The organism is Pseudoalteromonas sp. SG44-17 (genome assembly GCF_014164235.1).
Classification (GTDB): domain Bacteria; phylum Pseudomonadota; class Gammaproteobacteria; order Enterobacterales; family Alteromonadaceae; genus Pseudoalteromonas; species Pseudoalteromonas rhizosphaerae.
In genome coordinates, this window is record NZ_JACJEV010000019.1 from 58,153 (window position 1) to 79,295 (window position 21,143).

A 21,143-nucleotide genomic window follows, 5' to 3' on the forward strand; every position below is an offset into this window, starting at 1 on the left:
ACCGGTTTTATGGAGGAGCGTGTTACTTTTTTGCGTGTGAGGCAAAAACTTCTCCACTTGGTTTATCAAGATCTAAACCTAATAATCGCTGCAAAACTGCATCAACTATTTCTTGGCTATCACTATCAACACCGCCTTGCATAGAGAAATCTAAGGCTTCGCGCCATTCCGCATCTTTACCAAATACCATCGTATGAAAAGCCCAATTAACCAATGTTCGTGTACTAAAAATACAACCGATTGGATCATCAATGCCTTTACCATCATCACCAACACGTAATTTTCTTAACTCGTTACCGACTAAGACCATCTTATGTGCGACAGCATATGGGATTGCAGGGAATTGCTTTTGTATTATTTTTAACTCTTGTGCTGGTTGTGGGTAATACGTTCTGTACCAACCGATACGTGAACGTAAGGCATCATCTAACTTCTGTGAAGAAGTGTAGAACTCCGAGCCACCCTCACCAGTCGTGTTACCTGTGGCAACGATACGACACAATGAGTGTTTAGTTAGTGTTTTTCCAATTTGCTCTATAGGCCAAGGTTTACCTTCCAGTAATCCATGAATCGCAGCACCAGTGTTACGATTTACCTTATCAAGTTCATCAAAAATTACTAACCCACCGCTAGCGTAAGCTTTAGCAGCTGGACCAGGATTAAAAGGTGTTTCACCATTCATAAGAACTCGTGAACCCTCTAAATCTTCTGGCATTAAGCTACCGTGACACTTAACCATGTATACAGGTTCATTTAAGTGATCTGCTACAAAAAGTAACATTTCAGTTTTACCTGTACCTGTCTCACCATGCAAACCAAAAGTTTGAAGTTGAACAGGCGCCATCCACCAAGATAATAAGCGTTTAAGCGTCTTTTCTGTCGGAATGTAATACTTGTTAGAGCCTTGACAATCAGGGTGACGATTTTTACGACGAGTAAGAGTTCTTTCACCGGGAGTGAAAAAATCAGGAAATATGCTATGTGCATCGACCTTCTCTAATTCGTTGTAGTTTACTTTTGCTGATTGAATTTCTGTTACGTTTTCTGCCGTGTTTGTGTTTGACATGGTTACTCTCCAAAAGGAATTAAGTTTTTTGGAGATAGATCTTCCCTATCAGGGAAAACTATCCCCGATTAGGGTTTTAAATTTAATCTTTAGAATTAAATTTAGGGTTTAGAACTTTATATACAGTTGTTAAATTATGAAACGTAAATGCTTGAATCAGCCATTTTATCAATTTCATAATTCTCGTTATATGTTTGAACTGCTAAAGCATATGCTTCTATATACTTCCCATTAAAATCAGTTGATAGCTCAGTTAAAGCTTTGTCTATCTCACTAATATATAATTGGGGAACTACATCACCTTGCTCTAAAGCAATCCAAACCAAAATATCAGTATTGTTAATAAATGAATTAAATTTAAGATTTTCAGATGTAACTATCGCAGTGATAATTTCAACTAAGTTATAAGCAAATGATTGCCTAAATAATAAATCTCTCATTGAATATCTCCATCTATTGCAAATACACATGTAAGTACATTGTTTAGAGAATGCTTAGTATTCACTTTTAGGAACATAAGTAACTCCAGAACGAGTATATACAGATGATATTTCTAACATTTCTAATGCAAATCGATTTACGCCGCGAAGTCTAAGTTCATGATAAATTCCTTTACGGAGTTCAACATGATCAAAGCCAAACGCTTTACAAATTAATGCAAAATAGTTAGAACTAACGAACTCAAGCTCAACAATTAAGTCTTCACTATCAACAGCAACATCACGCAGAATTTCTAAAGAACGATCAACCATCCATAAGCATAGCTTTTCGATTTCTTCATCTTGCCATTCAACATGAGATATACAGTTAACTGCATCAAGTTCAGGATCGAACAAAGAGATAATTGAGTCTTCATAAGTGGGATTTCCCCGCTTAATTGCCTGCAATATATCTAAATCCAACGGGTGTTGAATTACATTTTCTTTATTCCAACTTGGTGACCACTGAGCATGTTGCTTAATAAGTTCACCTTTTTCGTGCATCGAAAGCCAACTAATTACTTTTTTATCAGTAACACCAAAACGTTTAGCACAAGCTTTAATAGTAGAGCCGTGGTTTTGTATACGATAAACGCATTCAATTTTGTCTAGGTGGTTAACTTTATTTTTCTTTGCATGGGTTTGCATGGTTACTCTCCGGGATATAAAAAACGGGAGTACATGCACCCCAAAGGAGTGAATAAATACTCCCGTAGGGTTTAGGCTGATGCCTTGGGTTAAATTTAGTTACGATTTAAGTGGTTGGACTTAAAAAGAAAACTTTCAAAATACAAATAAACAAAACCAAACTTAAAGGACTAAACAAAACAAAAGAATAAATATTGTTAGGGTTAGTTAATAAGTGCGTAGCGATAGTGATAGTAATGAAGGGAATAAATAAATATTACAGTCAAAATTAAGATAATCAGTACAGCGAGTGATTTAATAAATATTTGCTATGAAAGTGAGTTAACTAAAATGTGTGGAAAATAAAAGTATTAGCGAAAAAATCCAACGAGGTTGAATCGGTTACTAATCGTGTTTTATTTGCCTTGGGTTTATCTAGTTACGATTTAAGGGATTAAACTTAAAAAGTGACTTTGAAATTGCAGAAATAAATTAAAACCAGAATTAAAAACTAAGCAAAACAAGGGAATTGTTAAGGATAGTTAGTAAGCATGTAGTGTTAATTGAAAAGTATGAAAGGAATAAAAAATTATTACAGTCAAAATCAATATAAGCAATACAACGAGTGGTTCAAATAAATAATTACGGTTTAAAGTACGGTTACTAGGTAGGCATTACGAACAAAAATTTGCAAATTCAACGTGGTTGAATGGGTTGCTAATGGTGTTTTATTTGCCTTGGGTTTATTTAGTTACGATTTAAGGGATTAAACTTAAAAAGAGTCTTTTCTAAATTGAATAATTAAAACGGGAACTGCACTTAAAAGACCAAACGAAACAATAAAGTTACTAAGATTGGTTAATAAGCCTGTTGTGCTTGTCATGGTAGATGAAATAAACATTAAAAATATTACATTCAAAAGCCAGATAAACAAAACTACGAGTCGCCCAAAGAAATTTTCGCTATGAAAAAGTTTTGAAACTAAATAGGTCGGCAGATAAATACATTTATTAACTAATCCAACGAGGTTGAAAAAATTACTAAAGATGTTTTTATTTGCCTTAGGGGTTAGTGCGCTTTTTTTAAGTTTTCGCATGAGTGGTTACTCTCCGTTTTTTTAATTTACAAATAGCAGGACTATTTGGTTGGGTTTGGGGTTGATGCCGTAGCATATGATTCATTGACCTAAAAAGGTTGAACCGTCGCGATACAGGGATGTAAAGCCGCTAAGGGTTATACTCCATGCAAGGAGTCGAAGTTAAAAACTTCAGTTAAAAAAACGGTAAAAATTATTAAGGACATAACTAGGCAGTTATGTTTTCAATAAATTTTAAGCATGAAAAATACCAGATAAGCTAATGCTCACTGGGGGAGGGGGATTGGTATTCTTATTTAAATTCATTTTGTTGGCTTAGCCAAACCGTTCGCAGGTGCGAAAAGAGTTATCGCCTTAGCGAAAGAGGTTTATCGCCGTAGCGATTTATTTTCGCCGTAGCGAAAGGGGGTTTATCGCCGTAGCGATTTATTTTCACCGTAGCGAAAAAGGGTTTGTCGCCGTAGCGAATTTCGAATATATAACGCATTTACTTTTTTTACAATGCTTGTACTGTTTTTTATTTAAAAAATTGAAGCAAGGCCAAATGGTTTTCTGACCTCGCTGAAAAAAGACTACTTCCGTTAAAGAAACGCCTAAGCTGGCTGCATTTCTTCAATAAATTGCGAGTGCTTACCCTGGCGATAGCTTATATGTAATAGTGACTCAGCCCTAGTGATCGCCACGTATAACAAACGCCTTTCTTCCTCTAAAAATGCTAACTTACTGTCCTCATTGTCGCTATCGCCTCTAAATTTTGTTGGCACTCTATTCTTTTCAACATCTATTACCCATACTTTTTCCCACTGGAGTCCTTTAGAGCCATTCATGGTGGCCAGTATCACCTTATCTTTATCACTATGGTCTATTTCGTCTTTCATCTGCATGAGTCGAATCAAGGCTGAAACCCTCATTCTTAGTGAACCGCTATAACCTTGTAGTCGGTCTGAAACTAACCGTAGCTTATTAACCGCGCGTTCGTGATCCTTTGATATTACTGACGCAATATTAAAAACTTTACTGATAAACTCATCTATTCCTTCTTCATCGTCATTACTGGGTATGTTTTTGGCCAAGTCCAAATAAATACTTAGGTTTTTGTTTTCTGGCAATGATAGTGAGCTAACCTTATTTATATCGCCAACTTCTACAACATGCTTATGGGTTTCACTAATAACATTATTCGGTACACCTATAAAGCTAAGTGCATCATCAATAAACACCATGCTTTTCGGGTTCGATAAGCTTCTGTATAAACTAACTAAACCAACAATCAATGGTGACTCCCATATAGATTTACCACCAATCCTCTCAACAGGAATATCTAAGTAAACTAATTCTTCCTGCATCAAATCCAATAACTTATTAGTTCGAGCTAGCACAGCCCAGCCTTTTGGGTTTTGAGCTATTTCTAGTGCTACTACGCCTTGGCATTCAAACGGTACCGAAGTTTTACTCATAATTACTTTATCAGGTTTATTGGCGTACACTTTTTGATTAATGAGGTTAAGATAATTTTCAATTGCTCTGCGGTAATGCCAAGATAATCCACTTGGTACGATTCTATTTGTAACAGTTTCCTTTTTGTATTGGTGGATACGTTCTGGATCAATTTTAAGCGCTTTTTCAATATCTAAACGTGCATAATCTTTGAAAACGACTCTGCCACCCGGATCTTTTGCAGAGTTCATGCTTTTTGGCATTCGCTCTACATTATAGTCAATAAGCTCTGCTGCATACGCCAATATCTCTGGTGCACATCTAAAGCAAATACTTAAAAGAAAAGCTTTGGCTTTAAATTCTTCTTGGAATTTAACCATGTTTTTGTAACCGAAACCGCCACGCCAAGAATAGATGGCTTGGTCATCATCTCCCACGACCGTAAAGGATCTATTCTCTTTTTTGTTCTCTTTTATCCAAGCATATTCTATTGCTGACGTATCTTGAAATTCATCCACCAGCATGTGAGTAAAGTCTAAAGGCTCAATTTTCTTAGCTCTTAGTGCAAAAATAAGCTCTATACTTAATGTTGTTAAATCTACTTTTTTGTACTGCCAAAGTGCTTGAAGATATTTTACTGAAATTTCAGAAAGCTCGCCAATATCCCCATTCGATTCTAAATATTCTACAGGGTATTGAGTATCTATAAATTGTAGATTTTTTTCATCCGTACCTACTGCACGGCGTTTAAATGAATCGTGTGTTGGTCCCATTATTAAACTACGCCCATCTAATAACGGCCGAGCATGGTCAAGTATTAATTTGGCAAACGTTCTTATATCTATTCGCATTAAGTCATTTTCACTGATCAATTTTGAAATACGATGCTCTGTTTCCTTTGTTGATGAACGAGTAAAAGTAACCATTATTAGTTTATTAATTTCATTAGCCTTTATAATCTCACTGGCCAGTTCTATTGATAAATGGGTTTTCCCACTTCCGGGTAAAGCGAGTACAAGTTTGTTTTCGTCTCTGTGTTCAACTACCGCGTTTTGATCGTTTGTTAATGCCATATGTAATCTTACAAGTGCCTAAAACATGCATTCTAATATTTCCTGTTCAGTAGCCTAAATTTTACAATAGGTAAAAATGACCTCTGTAAATTCGAAGTAGGGTAAATGTATATATGAACAAATACAGTCGCATTCTTGGTAGACGTATCAAATCACAAAGAGAGAAGCAGTTACTTTCGCCAGAAACTGTTGCCATAAAATTAGATGTACAAGTAAGCGATTACCTTAATTGGGAAAGTGGCAAGGCAAAACCGCAAGAGCGTCAACTTATTAAATTGTCTTATATATTGCGTAGTCATGTTTCTCGATTTAAGGCAGGTCTTGTATTGGATGGATTACAATCATGATACAAATTCAAACAATCGGCAAAGAGGATTTTCTTTGTTATAGCCGTGACCAGCTTTCACTAGCAATTAACAAAGTAGCTGGTTGCCATGCTTCAGTTAAGTATCGCCAGAGAAGTGGGCTTAGTAGAGTTCTGTATATAACAGTAACCGCTGGTGGCGTAATTAAAGATACCTATACTGAAAAAGTATTTGAAATAGATGAGCTATGGCGATTACATCTCATATAATCTCTAATATTGATTTCAATCGGTAGCCTATTTCTACAAATATGTTTTAATACATGCAATTAAACATTTGGATTAAAAAAATGAACTTCATAAAAAAATCAATCTTAGCACTATCAACGCTTTCACTGGCAGCTTGTATGTCTACTCAGCCACCTGTTATAACAATGGAATCAAATGAAGTTTATCAATTTGACGATGATGCTAGCTTTGCATTGAATGTGGCTAAAATGACACGTAAAACCGCAGGTTTGTCTGATGTAGCGTTACCAGAAGAAGCGCAATTCAAAGCTAATGGTGCATTAGTTGGGGCAGAGTACGCTATGTCTTTCCTAACTGGTGGCTTAATTGATTTAGCTGGGAGCATGGGTGCTCAATCAGAAGCAGACAGAGCCTTTAATTGGAAACCTATGCTTGTTTTTTTAGGTGATTTAGATAACCCTAATGTTGATGCTGATGCAGTAAAAGTTGTAGAAGCTGAATTAACAAAAACTTTTGAAAAAATCGAAAATTCTAATTACATTGGGATTATGAGGCTTAGTGCTGACGGCAGAGATAACAACTTTATGTTTATGTTTGATGGAGCGCTGTGTGATAAGACAGGGCAACCAAAATTAAAGTATGATCTTGCTAATAACTCAGGGCAATTCATTAACGTAAAACGTGAATACGAAGGCTCATGCTCTACGCCAGTAAACGTAGAAGTAACTGGAAAGGTAGACTATCAGGGTGAACAAAAAAGTGTTATTACAGTAACTTTCCATGGTGGGTATGCAGGTTTTACTGATATGGCTATTGCTACTTCAGGTTTTTCGGTAGTACCACAAACATTCGGTCGTTGGGGTAGTGGGGTTAAATACACTGTTCCAGCCCCTTACGTAATCCATAACAATACAATGCATTTATTCACTAAAGAAAATTCTTCTTTTAAATTAAACTAATATATTTCTAAATTAGTTATTCATTTTACTCTAGTTGCCAGCCTATTAAGGCTGGCATTTTTTCACCCTAACGAATATCAGCCGCCTTCCTCACTACCAAGTGTAAACCCGAACTCACAAATTTGTGGACGCGGGTACTTTGAACAATCTAATGGTTCGTTCATTTTTTCCTTAATAGCCTTTGCTCCCTCAGCTGCATTGCTTGTTCTTTGTAGAGTCCTTTCAGTGGGTGTCTCTCTGTATTCAGTGTTTTCATACCTACCACCAGCGCTTAAATCATCTTGATTCGACTCGGGTATTAAATTTGACTCAATCATTACGCCAATCCATTCACTTAGATCTATTTGATTGAAGTCTAGTGCTTGTAATTCCTCATGCGTTAACCCTGAGCACTCAGTCATATCTTTACTCAGCAATACATGAGCTTGTTCCATAACAATTCGACTTAAAATAGAGCCATAACAACAATAATCCTGCCTTTTCATATAACAAACACCCAGGCTTTTTTTAGCACAATATTTATCCTCTACAGCATAACATTGACGCATTTCAAGTTTAAGGGCTGTATCACTATCAGTTTCATCACATGCAGTTAATAGTGAACCAACGAGTTGTGCTAGTTGATACATAGAATACCAAAACATTACCGCACCTAAAAAATTAGCTGCGCTTGCCATCCCATCACTTAAACCAGTTACAACCGCGTCACTTCCCGCCTCAGTAGATGCAGCTGTTGAGAACATAAGTTTACCCAACTCTTCTGGTAAAGCATCATAAATTAGTTGGTATATATATTGTGTCATTGGACCTAAACCTGCTTCAGCTACAGTTGAAGCTGCTGCTCCTGCTGAACCGCTCGCAGCTCCCGGCACAGCCGTTGCAACATTTCCAGTAACGGTTTCAACGGCGCTGGTATAAAATGAACTTACACTTTGCCAAGCGTTTGTAGAAGTTACTGTATCCGATACAGTAGTCCATGCACCATTAATGGCCTCGGTAGCTGGTTCTGAAAATACACCACCCATTTGCTGATTTTCAAACTTCAGCATCATTTGTGTCATATTTAGGTAATCAAGAAAATCGATTCCTTCTGGCGCTTCGCAGCAATCATTACCCCAGTCTGAAGCGGTAGCCCATGAGCAATATTGCCTTTCACCTTCAAAGATTCGACATGTTGATAAATCGCCCGGTATTTCGCACGAAGCCTCACCTGGTATTTGCTCCATAACGTTTGCTATGGCCGCTGCTTTAAGGAAATTTTCATTTTCTTCTTTTTCGCCCCAGCTACATTCACCACCTGAACATGGCAACATGCCTTCACATGATGATTCAGTTGTCTCATATTCAAAGTCAACGTCATGACCGGTGTCACACTCATAGGTTACTGTTTCATTTACGCAGTAATTCCAACCGTCAATGGTAAAACCATCTGTACACTCAGTTTTGATTTCGACGCATTCATCTTTTTCTTCATAAGCTTCACACGTACCGCCTGATGATTTTATTTCATCCCATGTTCTACACTCTTTGACAACTGAACCATCTGATTGCTCTTCATTTGTGCATACCACTTCACCTTTGAATGGATCACAGTTATATCCATCCAAGTTGACTCTCCACGATATATTTTCACTATCTCCATTGTAAAATGGTCCTGCAGCATCTAAGTAATAATCATCCCACCCATCTGATCCACCTTTAATAGTCATGTATTTTTCAAACTTACAATAAGAATTGCTTGGAATTTCACTCGGATTATTGAGTATCTTATTCGGTATTCGGCCGCCAACATCTAATGGGACTTTACTCGGTAATGTTAAGCCTGTTGCGTTGTAACAGCCGCTTGGGTAATCATCAAGCAATTGCCCAAAGCCTTCGCCTGTAGTGTCTTTGAAACGTAATTTTATAGTAGCTAAATATTCACCATTGCCACCTACCAAAATGTTCCACCCTATTTTATATGTCTTCTTTACACCACTTTTAATATGCCGTTTAAATCCAAACGTTTTATCACCAGAGTAATACCACCGTCCTTTATCTATATTACGACCGGTTTCACAATTGCTATAGGTATCATCAGGCAAAGGTCGGGTGTAGGAATCAGCTCCATCAACAAAAGAGAACGCAAGTTTATTATCTACCTCAAACTCAATATGATCATCGACGTAGCCATCAACAGAAATGCTATCTAACTCTATACCATCCGTTAAGTTCATGGTTATGTTTTTAGAGAATTCAAAAACGCCACATGAACCAGGCGGATTTAGATAGTTATTTTTATGTTCACCTATTTCAAATTGAAAGCATCCAACTCCACAACTTGTTAGCTCTTGGCCTTCAACCACAACTGGAACTCTTAACTTCCTTTCAACCTCACAGTGAAATGGATTGTCTTTTTGTAATCTTTGACAAAATTTTTCTTGAATATTTGGGGCGTATAATTGTCCACTTTTAGCGACAGTAGTAGACCCGCAAGAATCAAAAAATCCTGCGCCGCCAGTTTCTAATTCATCTAAGGTTGCATAGCTTTGAGACATAATTGCATCAGGCACAGTTTGTTGTGCGCCCGATTGGGCATTACTAATTACAGTTCGATAAGCAACGGCTTCACCTGTATTATTAGCAGCTGAACTCAGTCTAGCATTAGAATCACGGCCAGCTTGATAAAAGGCATCTTCATCTTCATACGTTCCTTCACCTTCCCATTTTGTTTGTCCGTGATTTAATTCAGAAGAATATATTTCATCTGCTGATACGCTTACAGGTGAAAGTGAAGAGTCTGCCCCTGGTTTAAGCCTTACTTTGATTGCACCACTTGAATCGCGGTACGTTTCAAAAGCTCGGCTTTTGTTTAACTTAACATTTACGTCATTTGTGGTGGGGTCAACACTGGGCATTATTTGGGTAGAGCTAACGGCATTTGCATTCTTCACTGCCGTTGTCATATCCGCATTTGCGCCTGTCGTACCTTTTATATCAAGCGTGTTTGTCCTTGAGTTAGACTTGATGATCATAGTCTCAAGCTGGCTTGTCATATCCCTTGAAGCTCGCGGCGCTAAATCATAGGTTTTGCTTTCTAAATTATGGCGATACGGATTACTAATATCGTACTTATTGTCTAAGTCCTTTAGTATTTTGTCTTCATCTTGAGCGTAACTTGATGTTGAGTATGTACTTAAAAGCATACCTACCGTTAACGCACTAGAATTTACTAGCATCGTAGAAATGATAAGTGAACCATAGACTCCTATATTTTTTAACATTACTCACCACCCTCTGTGCCGCCAGAACCACCACCACCGGGTAAATCTCTTACACAACAATCACGATAGTTCCAAATTAGGTATAAAAACGTTTTATCTTTACCTGGTCGTTTCCTTCCCCCAACGGGGACACACCAACGCGCTGTAGACATTCCCATAGGATGACAACAGTTTTCATACGCCTCTATGCTTTCACCTTCACCAGCTTTTGCTTGAATAGAATCGGGACCAGTGAGTTCATCATCTACTTCAAAATTAGGTACTGGTGTAGTGCTTGACTCAGGTATTGGATACAGCATAGAGAATTTATATTGAGATCTAGGTGTCATTGGTGCCCACGTAGGCTCGCATTGAGCTTCAGGCCCCATAGTCTTTCTAGCTAAACCTTTACGATGCAGTGAAGCAATTGCTCTTTGCGATATTAATGACGTTGCTGCTACTTGGTCGGGTTGAGGATATACAAAGCCTGTTAACGGGTATAAGTTTCCATCACAACCGGCACAAGGAAATGAGGACTCAATCGGTGCATCAGCTGTTGCGCGAACACAATCTAAAGAGCAATAAGCTTGTGCAATTGGATTTGAAAATATAATTGCTTCTGGATTTAACAGAAGAGCAAGTAAATCATTGTGCCACAATGGGTCAATTTCGCTCAGGTACATTAAATCAAAGTCTACATATTCAGAGCTACATGAAGGCATAACAAACATTTGTAGCATCACCATTATTGGGTATGAATAGTAATGATATTGATAAAAGCCACTCGTAGAGCGTGTGCCATCTTTAGGCGCTTCGTTTGAATGACCAAGCCCCTCATAGCTATTTTGCAACCTAATACCTCCCAAACCACCGCTACACCAAGGGATCGTTGTAACTTCAATTACTCGTTGTGGCTGCCAAAATGCAAGCGGCCAACCAATCTGAGGAACACCGGCTCTATCTTCACACGCACAAATGGGAGAGCGGGGCGCTGCACCGTCTGGAGGATTACCAATACCAAGTAATGAAACGTTATCTAAAAAACAATCCCAGCAAATGCCTGTAAATACACTCGTAAATAAGTTTGCATCTTCACAAATCACAGATGAAGCACCTACACCGTCGGTACTTGTAGCAGTGCCACCGCCGCTAGGAATTACATCTTCAGCCTTTGCCGTACAAGCTATAAGTGCTAAAAAGAATAATGCTGTATACATTATTTTTTTGGTCATTCCACTTTTGTAACGGTTTTTAATATTAAAGAATGACATTAAGCCCCCCTTAAATCATTGAGCATTGCGAGCGCCCAGTTAACACCTACAACGATGTAAGAGTATGCTTGCTTGGCAACATCAGGGTATGTGTAAGTTATCCAAATACCGACGGCCACGAAAAATAAAGCGGGTATAATTTTCATTTTTCTTCCTCATTAATATCGAATTGTGTAACGTGTAGCATTGATTTTTGTAAATCAGTTTTAACGACTGCTGGTAAGGCGGATAGTTGGAATCGAGATGCCAGTTCTTTTGGCATTAAAAATATTTTTTGTTTAAACTGATTTTGTAGTGCTTCAATATGTGCCCAACCTTTTTGCTTACTCACTTGTGAGGTGATTAACATCAGTTGGCCAACCGTATTCATTTCATTTAACTTTTTCGACACCCATTCAACTTGCTTAATATCAGTCGCATTAAATATAACTGTCGTAAAGCCAACACCATGGCCTTTAAGTGGGTTCATTACTGAGCCTTGCTTAGCAATCAGTTCGCCACGCGGTGTGCTTATATCTTTTGATGCCGATATTGTTGGATCAATTAACCATTCTTCGGTGCTGGTGGCTCTAGGGAGTGGGGTATAATCTTGTCGTGACCAAAAACTATCTATTGTGCGCTTACGCTGAGCTTTCCAATCATAATTAGCCATGCGCTCTTTCATTTCATCAATAATGCTTTTTTCAATAACTTGGCTAACAGGGCCTGTTACACCGTAATTTACGCTTTCATTTTGATTTTTATATTCCATTTCTAACCAATCAAAGCTAGTCACACCCGAGGCAATGATATATCTATCAAGTTCACGATAAAGAATCGTAGGTACTGAATTTACATCATACTTTTTAAAGGCAGTTGGGTTAAAGCGAACAATAGGGGGCTCTTCGATGCCTTGCACAATTTCGCGCAGTAACATCATCGTTTCATTAACCATTTTATGTTGTGGGTGTAGCCCATTTACATAGACCTCAGCTCCTTCCTTTTTGGCTAAATAGATAATATTTTTTATTGTTTCTCTGTCCATTGAAAAACTAATAAATATAGCTTTTTCATTGGCTTCATTTTGGCGTGATTTTGGTGTGTCAGCACTTGCATTAAAGTGGCTAGCTTGTTCCTTTGTTAGTCCAGCATGCTCATGTAACGCACGCTCAAGAGAGCTGGTGGATTGCTCACTAAGCATATGCGCAGACGCTCGGTATTGTTCAACTTGCTTGTTCACCGTTTCTTTATCAAATGCGTCTAACCAACCCTTTGCCTTCATTTCTTCTGTTCTAGCTTTAACATTATCAACCGCTACTTTCATTTGTTCACGTTGCGCAGGTGTCATCTCTTGCATAGCACTATTACTGCTATCTGGCAGAGCAAAATCACCTTTATTCTGAGCAGCTTGTCTAAATTTTTCCTTCATACTTTCAGGAATTTCAAACGGGGAATTGTTAAGATCAATTGATTTGACTGCATTGGCTGCATCTTGTTTTACCTTTGCTGCATGTTCTTCTGCAGTTTGTGCGTGAGCGCCACATGATAAAACAACGATTAAAGTCATCAATTTAGAAAATCGCATAAGCTGTTCCTTTTATTTGTTCTTTCTTTAGAGGCCCCCAAAAGCGCCCGTCAAAACTGTTAATAGTCTCTCCAATCATGAATACTTCATCATTTTCAAGTTGAATTACTTTTGTATAATCTTCAATTTCGCCAATACTGTTATCAGCTAAATTTAATGCGGTTATGATGTGGCTTAGTGACAAAGGAAACTCTGTTAAATTGTCTACCACAACTTTATTTTCCTCGACTGATACGACGCTGTTAGGCAGTGCAGCAACTTTTTTGATCCAACGTAAACCCGTTGGGTAGAATTGATTTTCAACATTCATTTCAAAATAAGCTAAATCGCCTTGTTCAATGTCTGTATCCCACTTATCTATCAGAAAAAAAGACGCATTAAGGCACGCACTGTGCCCCGGTGGGTAAGCCAGCGTGTACCGAGAAGAAAAATATAAAAAATAAAATATGAATGAAACTGCAACAAGAATTGCTGGAACATGCTTTTTCATTTAGTTCGCCCTTGATATTTTTCACTATTATCAAGCATGAAAATTGAAAGGTTAAAAAATAGAGAGTACAAATATAGGTGCTGTAAATTTACTAAATGAAATTAAGAGGGCTTGAAATGAAAAAACCCCACCTAATATTGCATTAGATGGGGCTATTATTTTTGGCTTAACTACCAGCTAAATGAACCTTTTGTACGTCCACCAGCATCATCAATTGCTTCATAGTTTACTGTCATGCTTGGGTATTCACTCAATCGTAATTGAGTAGATGCAGCACCACGGCCTACGTATTCGCCATTAAACCACCAGTCGTAACCTATTACATAACCATCACTGTCTTTACAGTTAGCAGTAATTCGGATTGTTCCAGAACGAACAAGTTGATCACTGACACACTCAGGTAATGAATTGGCATTAACTGTATAATTTTCGATAACCTCAGTTACTTGGCCGTATTGACTCGTTGTAACTGCTTTTATCTCATAATTGCCCGGATTTTCAATTTCAAAGCGGAACATTGGACTGCGTGATTGTAGTGTTTCTTGTTCAACCCCATTAACAAACCATTTGTAATCTATTATATAGTCCTTTGGATGGCCTCCTGTCATTTGGGCTCTTGTTACAAGGCCTAATGGAGCGCGACTATATCGGTTCGACGGAAAATAGATAAAAGTCCCTTTCGTTTCATCTGGCTCAATTACATCAACAAATTTGCTTAGTATCCGACTCATACCACGGCTGTCAGTCACTTTTGCTTTAAGCTCATGCACACCTGCATCTTTAAGGGTTATCTCACTGTAAATTCTAGTTGGTGTTCTTGCTTCAATGCCATTTCCTTGTATCCATTCATAATCATATGTAATGCCAGGCATAAATTTACGCTGAACCTCGATCATACCCGTGATGGTAGCGGGTGCGACCAAAATATTACTTCTCACAGCTATATTCATTTCAGGAAAAACATATTTCCACGTTTCTAAATTACGCTGTGTTTCTCTAAATGTTTCAGACTTATATCCTTTTATCCATGCCCTTAATTTGAAGTTTAACCGGCCTTGAGCATCTAAGTCGCTCTCTACAGGTGTGTAATCAAATATGACTTCATCACTCGTTTCGCCATTTGGTTTAGTCCATTGATAAACAATTGGTAAATCAACACCCCCATTTAAATTTAAAACTTGCGCTTCTACTTTAATGGGAACGCCCAGCTCAACTAGATGTGTTGCTTTAATTTGAGCCATAACGGTTCTTGGCCCGACAGGCCTCACATAAAAACGAGAAAGCGCCCATGCTTCATCACCCGCGCCAGCTGTAGAAGAATGATATTTAAACCGTCCTAAAATTACTTCTTGCTCGCCGGTTGCTACTAATATTTGTTGTGGTGAGCCATCAACCCACGAAGCACCATTATCACGCGACCATTGAGCTATGCCGTCGTAATCGGTTAACTCTTTTACATAATCAAGCATATTTAATTTCATATCTTGTCCATCATAAACCTGCGTAGGTCCACTGATTACAAGGCTTGCTTTTTCATATCCGCTTATTTTGAGTGATTGCGTTGTCGTAGACTCATTTGTGTTTTTGTTCGTAATTTTTGCTTTAATATAGTAATCACCTGCTTCGGCCATAAAAAACGGTATTGCACTTCTGCCACTATATTCATCCATCGTCTCCCAGTTTTTATTGTCTTTGGATTTAAGCCACACTGCATCATTACCGGCAACCATATCTTCAATTGAATCATAGTCATAGCGAACTAATGTTATAAACGGCACTTTACCACGTACTTGATTACTCGCCAGCTCACCACTTACACCGGTGCCTAGCACAATACGCATAAATATCGGTGTAGACGTTAATTTTTTTGTGTATTCAGGGTGAGGCGACTTAACTTCCGCTACCGCATAAAAACCGCTACTTTTTCTAAATATATCCTCAATACTTAAATTGAAAATAACCTGTCCATTTGCTGCATTGGTTTTTATATCTGAAATACGTTGTTCTTTACCTTTATTGTCTTTGTATGCAAGGTAAACATCCCACTCACCCATCGATGACACATCATAGTCACTTTGCTTTTCTTCCCAGTTCCATGCACCTATATGAGCCGTTACTTTTACATCATCGGTACTTAAAATAACGTCGTTACTTTCCATCGTTAAATTTAAAGCCACTCTGCGTGAAGGTAAAACAATCACTTCACCGTATGTTCCCGCGTTGTGTTGAGGGGATAAGTTGTATGCAGCCTCAACTTTAAATGGGTATCTATCAAATACGTTACGCTTGTTAGCATCATCATCACGTATCACACCTAATAACTCGTATATGGTCTTATGACTACGTTGAGCCATAAATTCACTATTAGAATATTCCCCTCGCGTAACATTTATATTTACTTCACCGGATACATTTTCCAACGTATATCTAGCTAGCACTGGATTTTCAGGAATGATCCCGTAAACGCTATCGTCTAGCTTTATTATTGGTGACATTTCAAACGTCATTGTCTCTGCAGGTTTCATATCGTAAGAAAAGGTTTCATTACTTACTCTAACTTCTTGCCCATCTGGATTAACGACATAGGCGCTGTATTCTATTTCGTTATCAGTTATTTTATTGATAGAGCCAGTTACTTTAAGAGCCCAACCTTGCCAAACTGTACTCATACCATCAGGAAGTGAATCAATTTTAACGTAGCAGCCTTTACGTGCTTCTCGTGAGATCTCTCTTGCCAGCTCCTGTGAAGCGACATAGTTACAAAGGTATCTGCTTTGAGATACATACGCAGTAGCACGCTGAACATATTGGTATAACTCTGCTGTACCTGTACTAGATTTGATATTGAAAAAAGATGGTGCATAGGTCAACTCTTGGTTAAATACCCCTATATTGCCTGCTGTATCCTTAGCTTTAATGATAAGGGGATATAATTCACCGGGAGTTAAAGTGGCTAAGTCTCCAGCAAAAAATTTAACATTAGTTCGTGGATCAGCGGGGTCATCGACTAAGGTTAAGCTTTCGCCGCCAAATGTTGCTTTAATTATCGTATTTTTACTATCCCAGCCCGGATTTGTAACAGCCCCAAAATCTGTAGCAAAGTAAACGCCGTCTACCATTCTCGCCTTATCACGTAAGTAACTTAGCTGAATTTCTGGAGCGGTTCTCTGTAAAATAAAAGTATCATGAGTGTAGTCTTGTCCATTTTGATATTGATCACGTAAATCAATATCAAACGTAAACGCGCCATCTGGTAACGATTTGAAGTTATAGCGATAAACAATGTAATTACCGTAGACATTAATATCATCTGCCAAAATACTATTATCTTCATCTATATTTTTTTTGTCGTGTACAAAGAAGAAATGATTTTGATCTATGAGTACAGATTGTTCAAACGTTATATTTTCGTCAGAATGAACGAGTAAATTTGAATTATTTAGCTTCCACGTTCCATCATCTTTTATCTCTGTGAATGGGCTATACAATATTACTGCAACTTCATCTTCATTTAGTTTTATTTCGGTACCATCAACATCTTCCACTAGCACTGTGCCGTCTCTTTTGTTGTTTATCGCCACCTTAACTAGTTTAGGTGGCGTGTAATCCCAATCTAGCTTATGGTTAAATCTACCTTCATTTCTTGATAAAAAATAAGGGATGTTGGAATCAATAAGCGTATCTATAGAGATCATTCCGAAAATATTGCTTTCTTGATCCCCTAACGGCCCAATATCTATCGCTATTCGGCACTCATTAATTCCAACGGCCACAGAACATGTGAGTCCATTAAGAGTTATTACTTGTACATAGTCTCTTGGCTCTACATCAAATTGAACGCTTTTTACTTTAGCATTGCTATCTCTAAGTAAGTGTTCAACACCTTTGCTTTTTCTGCCATTACTGTAGCTTAGAGTGGTTGCCAACAAAGATGGGCTTTTTGGTATAACAACTTCGCTAACTGCCGTACCTGATGAAATCAAAAAGCTCTGATCACCGTCATGGAATATTGATAATTTCCAAGAGAATTGTTGAATGCCGATTTCTTCAGCATAGCCTTTTGCTGTAACGCTACTACCTACTTTGCTTATCCCTTGTGGTAACTGGGTCCACTCAAGATAACATTTTGTTTCGCCATTATTATCCGTTTTATCAAACGCATAATCCATGGCAATACCTTTATCGCCTGTGATACTACAGCCTTCAAATGTATCAAATTCAGCTGTAACGTCTGCTAATTCAATTTCATGCAATATAGTTGAAACATCTGTATTGAGTGTAGATACTACTAGCTCATCTGGGCTTTTAGGCTTTATTTCATAAGTGTACTCACCTAAAGTGTATTTATAGGGGCCTGAATAAGTTGTGACCCTGACAGTCATCGTTTGATAAGAAAGCGAGGCCATATAAGCACTAAAAGAAACTTTGTTATTTTTCGTGGTTTCAGTTTTGTTCACTGCTTTTATAGCATGTGTCACAAGGCATATCGGTTTTCCGTAAGCGTTACTTTTCTTCGCTGTATTTAAATCATGAGTTAAGGATTTACAAAACTGATCAGTCGAGGGCAAGCTAATATCAGAAGTCATAGACTCAATCACAGCATAAGGCTCAGTTGTCACCGCGCTTTCTATATTGAGATCTTTGAATTCATAACTAAAAACTAGAACAGGCGTATTTGGTGCCGTAGAACCTATCAGCAAACTTCCTGCAGTTTCAACTGAAGAGTCACTTGGGGAAAACCCAAAGTTATATTTACTATCATTTAACGAGAAATCATAACTTTCAGTAATTGTTTTTGTTTCGCCCGGGCTTAACGTTATACCTTGTACTTCTAAACTACCTACTGCATCGCTTCTTAGCGATGCAAATATTGGGTATGTACCAGTAACATTCTTGCCTTTAACTATTAAAGCCTCTGATTGAATTGGGCCGGCCCCGTTATTCCGTAAAATACTTTGTCTAATATTCGGCAATACAATTGAGTCACTACCATCAGTCAATGTGACTCGAGGCGGATCATAAATAAAACTCTTCGTAACAGTGGTTGAGTTACCTTGTAAATCTGTAGCAGTAACTTTTAGTGTATAGCTTCCGCTTTGATTTTCTGATGGGAAAAGAACAGGATATAATAAGCTATATTTATTTGAACCAAGTGAATTGCTAGTTAGATACACGTTTTCATCAGCGGGACCATCTACTAACTGTATGCCTGTTAGTGTTATATCTGATTCATTATCAAAAGCAGTAATCACAACATCATCAAGGCTAAGTATTGTGTTGCTGTCGCCATTAAAGTCAATTTTAACGATCGGCCGAGATTTATCCGATGTAAATTTCAACGCATATTCTTTGGTAACAGGTCCATGATTTTCACTTGCTAGTACATTTATGTCATGAGAACCCTCATTAAGCACTCTTAAATCCCATTCATAAATATAGTTACCTTTATTTTGGCTTACTTTTCTCGCTTCAGCTTGAAGAACTTTGCCATCATTGTCTTCAAGCCAGACTTTACTGAGATATAACCTATTAAAATATGAACCAAATCCCTTTTGAAATATATCTGCGCGCAGAGTTGATGTACTTTCATCGAATGTGGTCGTAATTTCGGGATAATATTCATCGTTCCAGTTTACTTCGCCCCAACTATTTGTGCCATACAATGACTTATCACTCTTATAAATACTCAGTACATCATGTAAATAACCTGTAGTACCGCGTTCAAGTTTCATTAAATTTTCTGGAAATTCCATGATACATGAGCCTGAACCCGCTGGAATAGTACATGTGTAACCAAGATGGTATGCAACCTGTTCATATTTCCTCGGAATTAAGTTCACACGCATTTTAGTGATTGTTAAAGGTAATCGTGAGTTTGGTATTGTATGCGGCTTCCAGGTTGACCAACCTATGTCAGAGTAATAGAATTCACTTACTGACGATCTTCCAGGAGTAGGTGGTGCGTCTGGATGTAACACTAAGTTGTATGCGACTGGTCCCCCGGCCCAGGTACCGAAGTTGACCCAACGAACATCGTTTTGATTAAAATTACCTATTGGTGATTTAAATGAGACATAAGCATAATGTTGATCAGAATGAACTAGTTTGCTGACTGCGTACCTACTGGATAAATTTAGGCCCGCTTCATTAAATTCATGCCAATTGTTTCGATCTAAGCGATAAATGAGTTGGATAGGGTTAGTCTTTACAGCCATGCCAGCAGTGTATGGTACATACCCAGTAGTATTAGGAACTATGCTAGTTGATACATCGGGGTCAAATACTGCATAAGGTTCAGTTGGAGCATTAACATAGTTATCGTAATATAACTGTTGTTCTAAGGTTTTAACATTACCTGCTAAATCATAGATCTTTACTTTGAGTTTTAATAATTCATCTAAATTTGAGCTTGGTAAAATTTGTTCATATTTAAAGTCCACAACTTTGGTGGTGCTGTTATAACCATACGTTTTAGAGTTATGCAAGCGCCCATCTTCCCGATATACTTCAACAACTATATTCTGAACATCAACCTCATCATTTATATTTCTCAAAAACATGTCATCAATGCCCATAGAAGAACGGCCAAGTTTCCAGATTGATGACTGCGTATCATTAGAATAACGACCGTGAGCATTTGATGTTAACTTCTCATCGCTAGTAGGTGGTTTTGTGTCGATTAAAATTTGTTTGTTGAAAGTTTCGACAACATCATCATTCGAAGAAAGTATCTCTTGTATAACGGTATAGCTTCCGTCAGAGGGAATAGTTAAATTTAATGACTTTCCATAGTAATTTTTATTACCAGCACTAAACCTATCTGATGCGGTAATTATTCCAGTCTCTGCGGTTGATATTGAAATTCCGGAATCATTAGTAACCCTTACTCTAATTTTTCTATCTAAACCAGCAGAAGAATATACGGCTAATGTACTCTTAACGCTAAGATACTCAGTAGAACTAGGTGACCCCAAAATGATGTCTGATCTACTCTGCGAATGCTTAAATGAATATTGAACAATATCGGCATTAACTGATGTTGCAGATATTAATGCACATATACCAAATAGAAACCTACATATAAACTTATTTTCTGATTTCATTATATTTCCTAAAATCCCCAAATTTACATCATGATATTTATATTTAACCAACTACAGAAATATTAGAGCACCCCAAAAGGGCATCTCTAAGTTTTGAGTTTTATTCAGTAACAGAGTAAAAAGTACATATTGATGGGTTTAGTCAGTAGCGCGATTTTTCGAATTTGATATAAATACTTACAA

Annotated in this window: 13 protein-coding genes; 3 read left to right on the forward strand and 10 right to left on the reverse strand. The window is 37.7% G+C overall.

Annotated features, from left to right (window positions below):
• Positions 1-22: 22 nt before the first annotated feature.
• The 4 genes from H5182_RS14000 to H5182_RS14015 form a co-directional block, all read right to left on the reverse strand.
• Positions 23-1,066 (reverse strand): AAA family ATPase, encoded by a 1,044-nt coding sequence (locus H5182_RS14000; RefSeq protein WP_024590307.1) that lies wholly within the window; start codon positions 1,064-1,066, stop codon positions 23-25.
• 134 nt (positions 1,067-1,200) lie between these two features.
• Positions 1,201-1,506 (reverse strand): hypothetical protein, encoded by a 306-nt coding sequence (locus tag H5182_RS14005; RefSeq protein WP_182758950.1) that lies wholly within the window; start codon positions 1,504-1,506, stop codon positions 1,201-1,203.
• A 54-nt stretch (positions 1,507-1,560) separates the two neighbouring features.
• Positions 1,561-2,193, reverse strand: a complete 633-nt coding sequence (locus H5182_RS14010) for a hypothetical protein (RefSeq protein WP_182758951.1) — start codon at positions 2,191-2,193, stop codon at positions 1,561-1,563.
• A 1,668-nt stretch (positions 2,194-3,861) separates the two neighbouring features.
• Entirely contained in the window at positions 3,862-5,778 is a 1,917-nt protein-coding gene (locus H5182_RS14015; RefSeq protein ID WP_182758952.1) for a UvrD-helicase domain-containing protein, read from the reverse strand.
• Between the two features lie 113 nt (positions 5,779-5,891).
• On the opposite strand from H5182_RS14015, the gene H5182_RS14020 reads away from it, so the two are divergent.
• Genes H5182_RS14020 through H5182_RS14030 form a run of 3 tightly spaced genes read left to right on the forward strand, consistent with a single transcriptional unit; the run spans position 5,892 to position 7,290 of the window.
• Positions 5,892-6,125: a hypothetical protein gene (locus H5182_RS14020; protein WP_182758953.1), complete on the forward strand. Its 234-nt coding sequence runs from the start codon at positions 5,892-5,894 to the stop codon at positions 6,123-6,125.
• Complete coding sequence (locus tag H5182_RS14025; protein ID WP_182758954.1) at positions 6,122-6,352, forward strand: hypothetical protein; 231 nt, start codon at positions 6,122-6,124, stop codon at positions 6,350-6,352. Before H5182_RS14020 ends, H5182_RS14025 begins: the two co-directional genes overlap by 4 nt.
• Positions 6,353-6,405: 53 nt before the next feature.
• The gene (locus H5182_RS14030) at positions 6,406-7,290 is read left to right on the forward strand and encodes a hypothetical protein (protein WP_259398310.1); all 885 of its coding nucleotides are present in this window, start codon (positions 6,406-6,408) and stop codon (positions 7,288-7,290) included.
• 77 nt (positions 7,291-7,367) lie between these two features.
• On the opposite strand, the gene traN is transcribed toward H5182_RS14030, so the two are convergent.
• The 6 genes from traN to H5182_RS14060 form a co-directional block, all read right to left on the reverse strand.
• Positions 7,368-10,553 (reverse strand): conjugal transfer protein TraN, encoded by a 3,186-nt coding sequence (traN, locus tag H5182_RS14035; RefSeq protein WP_182760192.1) that lies wholly within the window; start codon positions 10,551-10,553, stop codon positions 7,368-7,370.
• Positions 10,553-11,803 (reverse strand): TraU family protein, encoded by a 1,251-nt coding sequence (locus H5182_RS14040; RefSeq protein WP_182758956.1) that lies wholly within the window; start codon positions 11,801-11,803, stop codon positions 10,553-10,555. The genes traN and H5182_RS14040 overlap by 1 nt, the downstream gene beginning before the upstream one ends.
• The gene (locus tag H5182_RS14045) at positions 11,803-11,949 is read right to left on the reverse strand and encodes a hypothetical protein (RefSeq protein WP_158000904.1); all 147 of its coding nucleotides are present in this window, start codon (positions 11,947-11,949) and stop codon (positions 11,803-11,805) included. The genes H5182_RS14040 and H5182_RS14045 overlap by 1 nt, the downstream gene beginning before the upstream one ends.
• Positions 11,946-13,367, reverse strand: coding sequence for a TrbC family F-type conjugative pilus assembly protein (locus H5182_RS14050; RefSeq protein WP_182758957.1), 1,422 nt, complete (start codon positions 13,365-13,367; stop codon positions 11,946-11,948). The genes H5182_RS14045 and H5182_RS14050 overlap by 4 nt, the downstream gene beginning before the upstream one ends.
• Positions 13,354-13,857, reverse strand: a complete 504-nt coding sequence (locus H5182_RS14055; protein ID WP_024597522.1) for a S26 family signal peptidase — start codon at positions 13,855-13,857, stop codon at positions 13,354-13,356. The genes H5182_RS14050 and H5182_RS14055 overlap by 14 nt, the downstream gene beginning before the upstream one ends.
• Positions 13,858-14,027: 170 nt before the next feature.
• Positions 14,028-20,960 carry an Ig-like domain-containing protein gene (locus H5182_RS14060; RefSeq protein ID WP_182758958.1) on the reverse strand — a complete coding sequence of 2,311 codons (6,933 nt, stop codon included), beginning with the start codon at positions 20,958-20,960 and terminating at the stop codon, positions 14,028-14,030.
• Positions 20,961-21,143: the final 183 nt, after the last annotated feature.

What these genes read in the sequence shown, in the direction of transcription:
- H5182_RS14030 (WP_259398310.1), top strand. Translation starts at nt 6,406, where the DNA reads ATGCAATTAAACATTTGGATTAAAAAAATGAACTTCATAAAAAAATCA.
- H5182_RS14040 (WP_182758956.1), bottom strand. Translation starts at nt 11,803, where the DNA reads ATGTCATTCTTTAATATTAAAAACCGTTACAAAAGTGGAATGACCAAA.
- H5182_RS14015 (WP_182758952.1), bottom strand. Translation starts at nt 5,778, where the DNA reads ATGGCATTAACAAACGATCAAAACGCGGTAGTTGAACACAGAGACGAA.
- H5182_RS14055 (WP_024597522.1), bottom strand. Translation starts at nt 13,857, where the DNA reads ATGAAAAAGCATGTTCCAGCAATTCTTGTTGCAGTTTCATTCATATTT.
- traN (WP_182760192.1), bottom strand. Translation starts at nt 10,553, where the DNA reads ATGTTAAAAAATATAGGAGTCTATGGTTCACTTATCATTTCTACGATG.
- H5182_RS14000 (WP_024590307.1), bottom strand. Translation starts at nt 1,066, where the DNA reads ATGTCAAACACAAACACGGCAGAAAACGTAACAGAAATTCAATCAGCA.
- H5182_RS14025 (WP_182758954.1), top strand. Translation starts at nt 6,122, where the DNA reads ATGATACAAATTCAAACAATCGGCAAAGAGGATTTTCTTTGTTATAGC.
- H5182_RS14005 (WP_182758950.1), bottom strand. Translation starts at nt 1,506, where the DNA reads ATGAGAGATTTATTATTTAGGCAATCATTTGCTTATAACTTAGTTGAA.
- H5182_RS14020 (WP_182758953.1), top strand. Translation starts at nt 5,892, where the DNA reads ATGAACAAATACAGTCGCATTCTTGGTAGACGTATCAAATCACAAAGA.
- H5182_RS14045 (WP_158000904.1), bottom strand. Translation starts at nt 11,949, where the DNA reads ATGAAAATTATACCCGCTTTATTTTTCGTGGCCGTCGGTATTTGGATA.
- H5182_RS14050 (WP_182758957.1), bottom strand. Translation starts at nt 13,367, where the DNA reads ATGCGATTTTCTAAATTGATGACTTTAATCGTTGTTTTATCATGTGGC.
- H5182_RS14060 (WP_182758958.1), bottom strand. Translation starts at nt 20,960, where the DNA reads ATGAAATCAGAAAATAAGTTTATATGTAGGTTTCTATTTGGTATATGT.
- H5182_RS14010 (WP_182758951.1), bottom strand. Translation starts at nt 2,193, where the DNA reads ATGCAAACCCATGCAAAGAAAAATAAAGTTAACCACCTAGACAAAATT.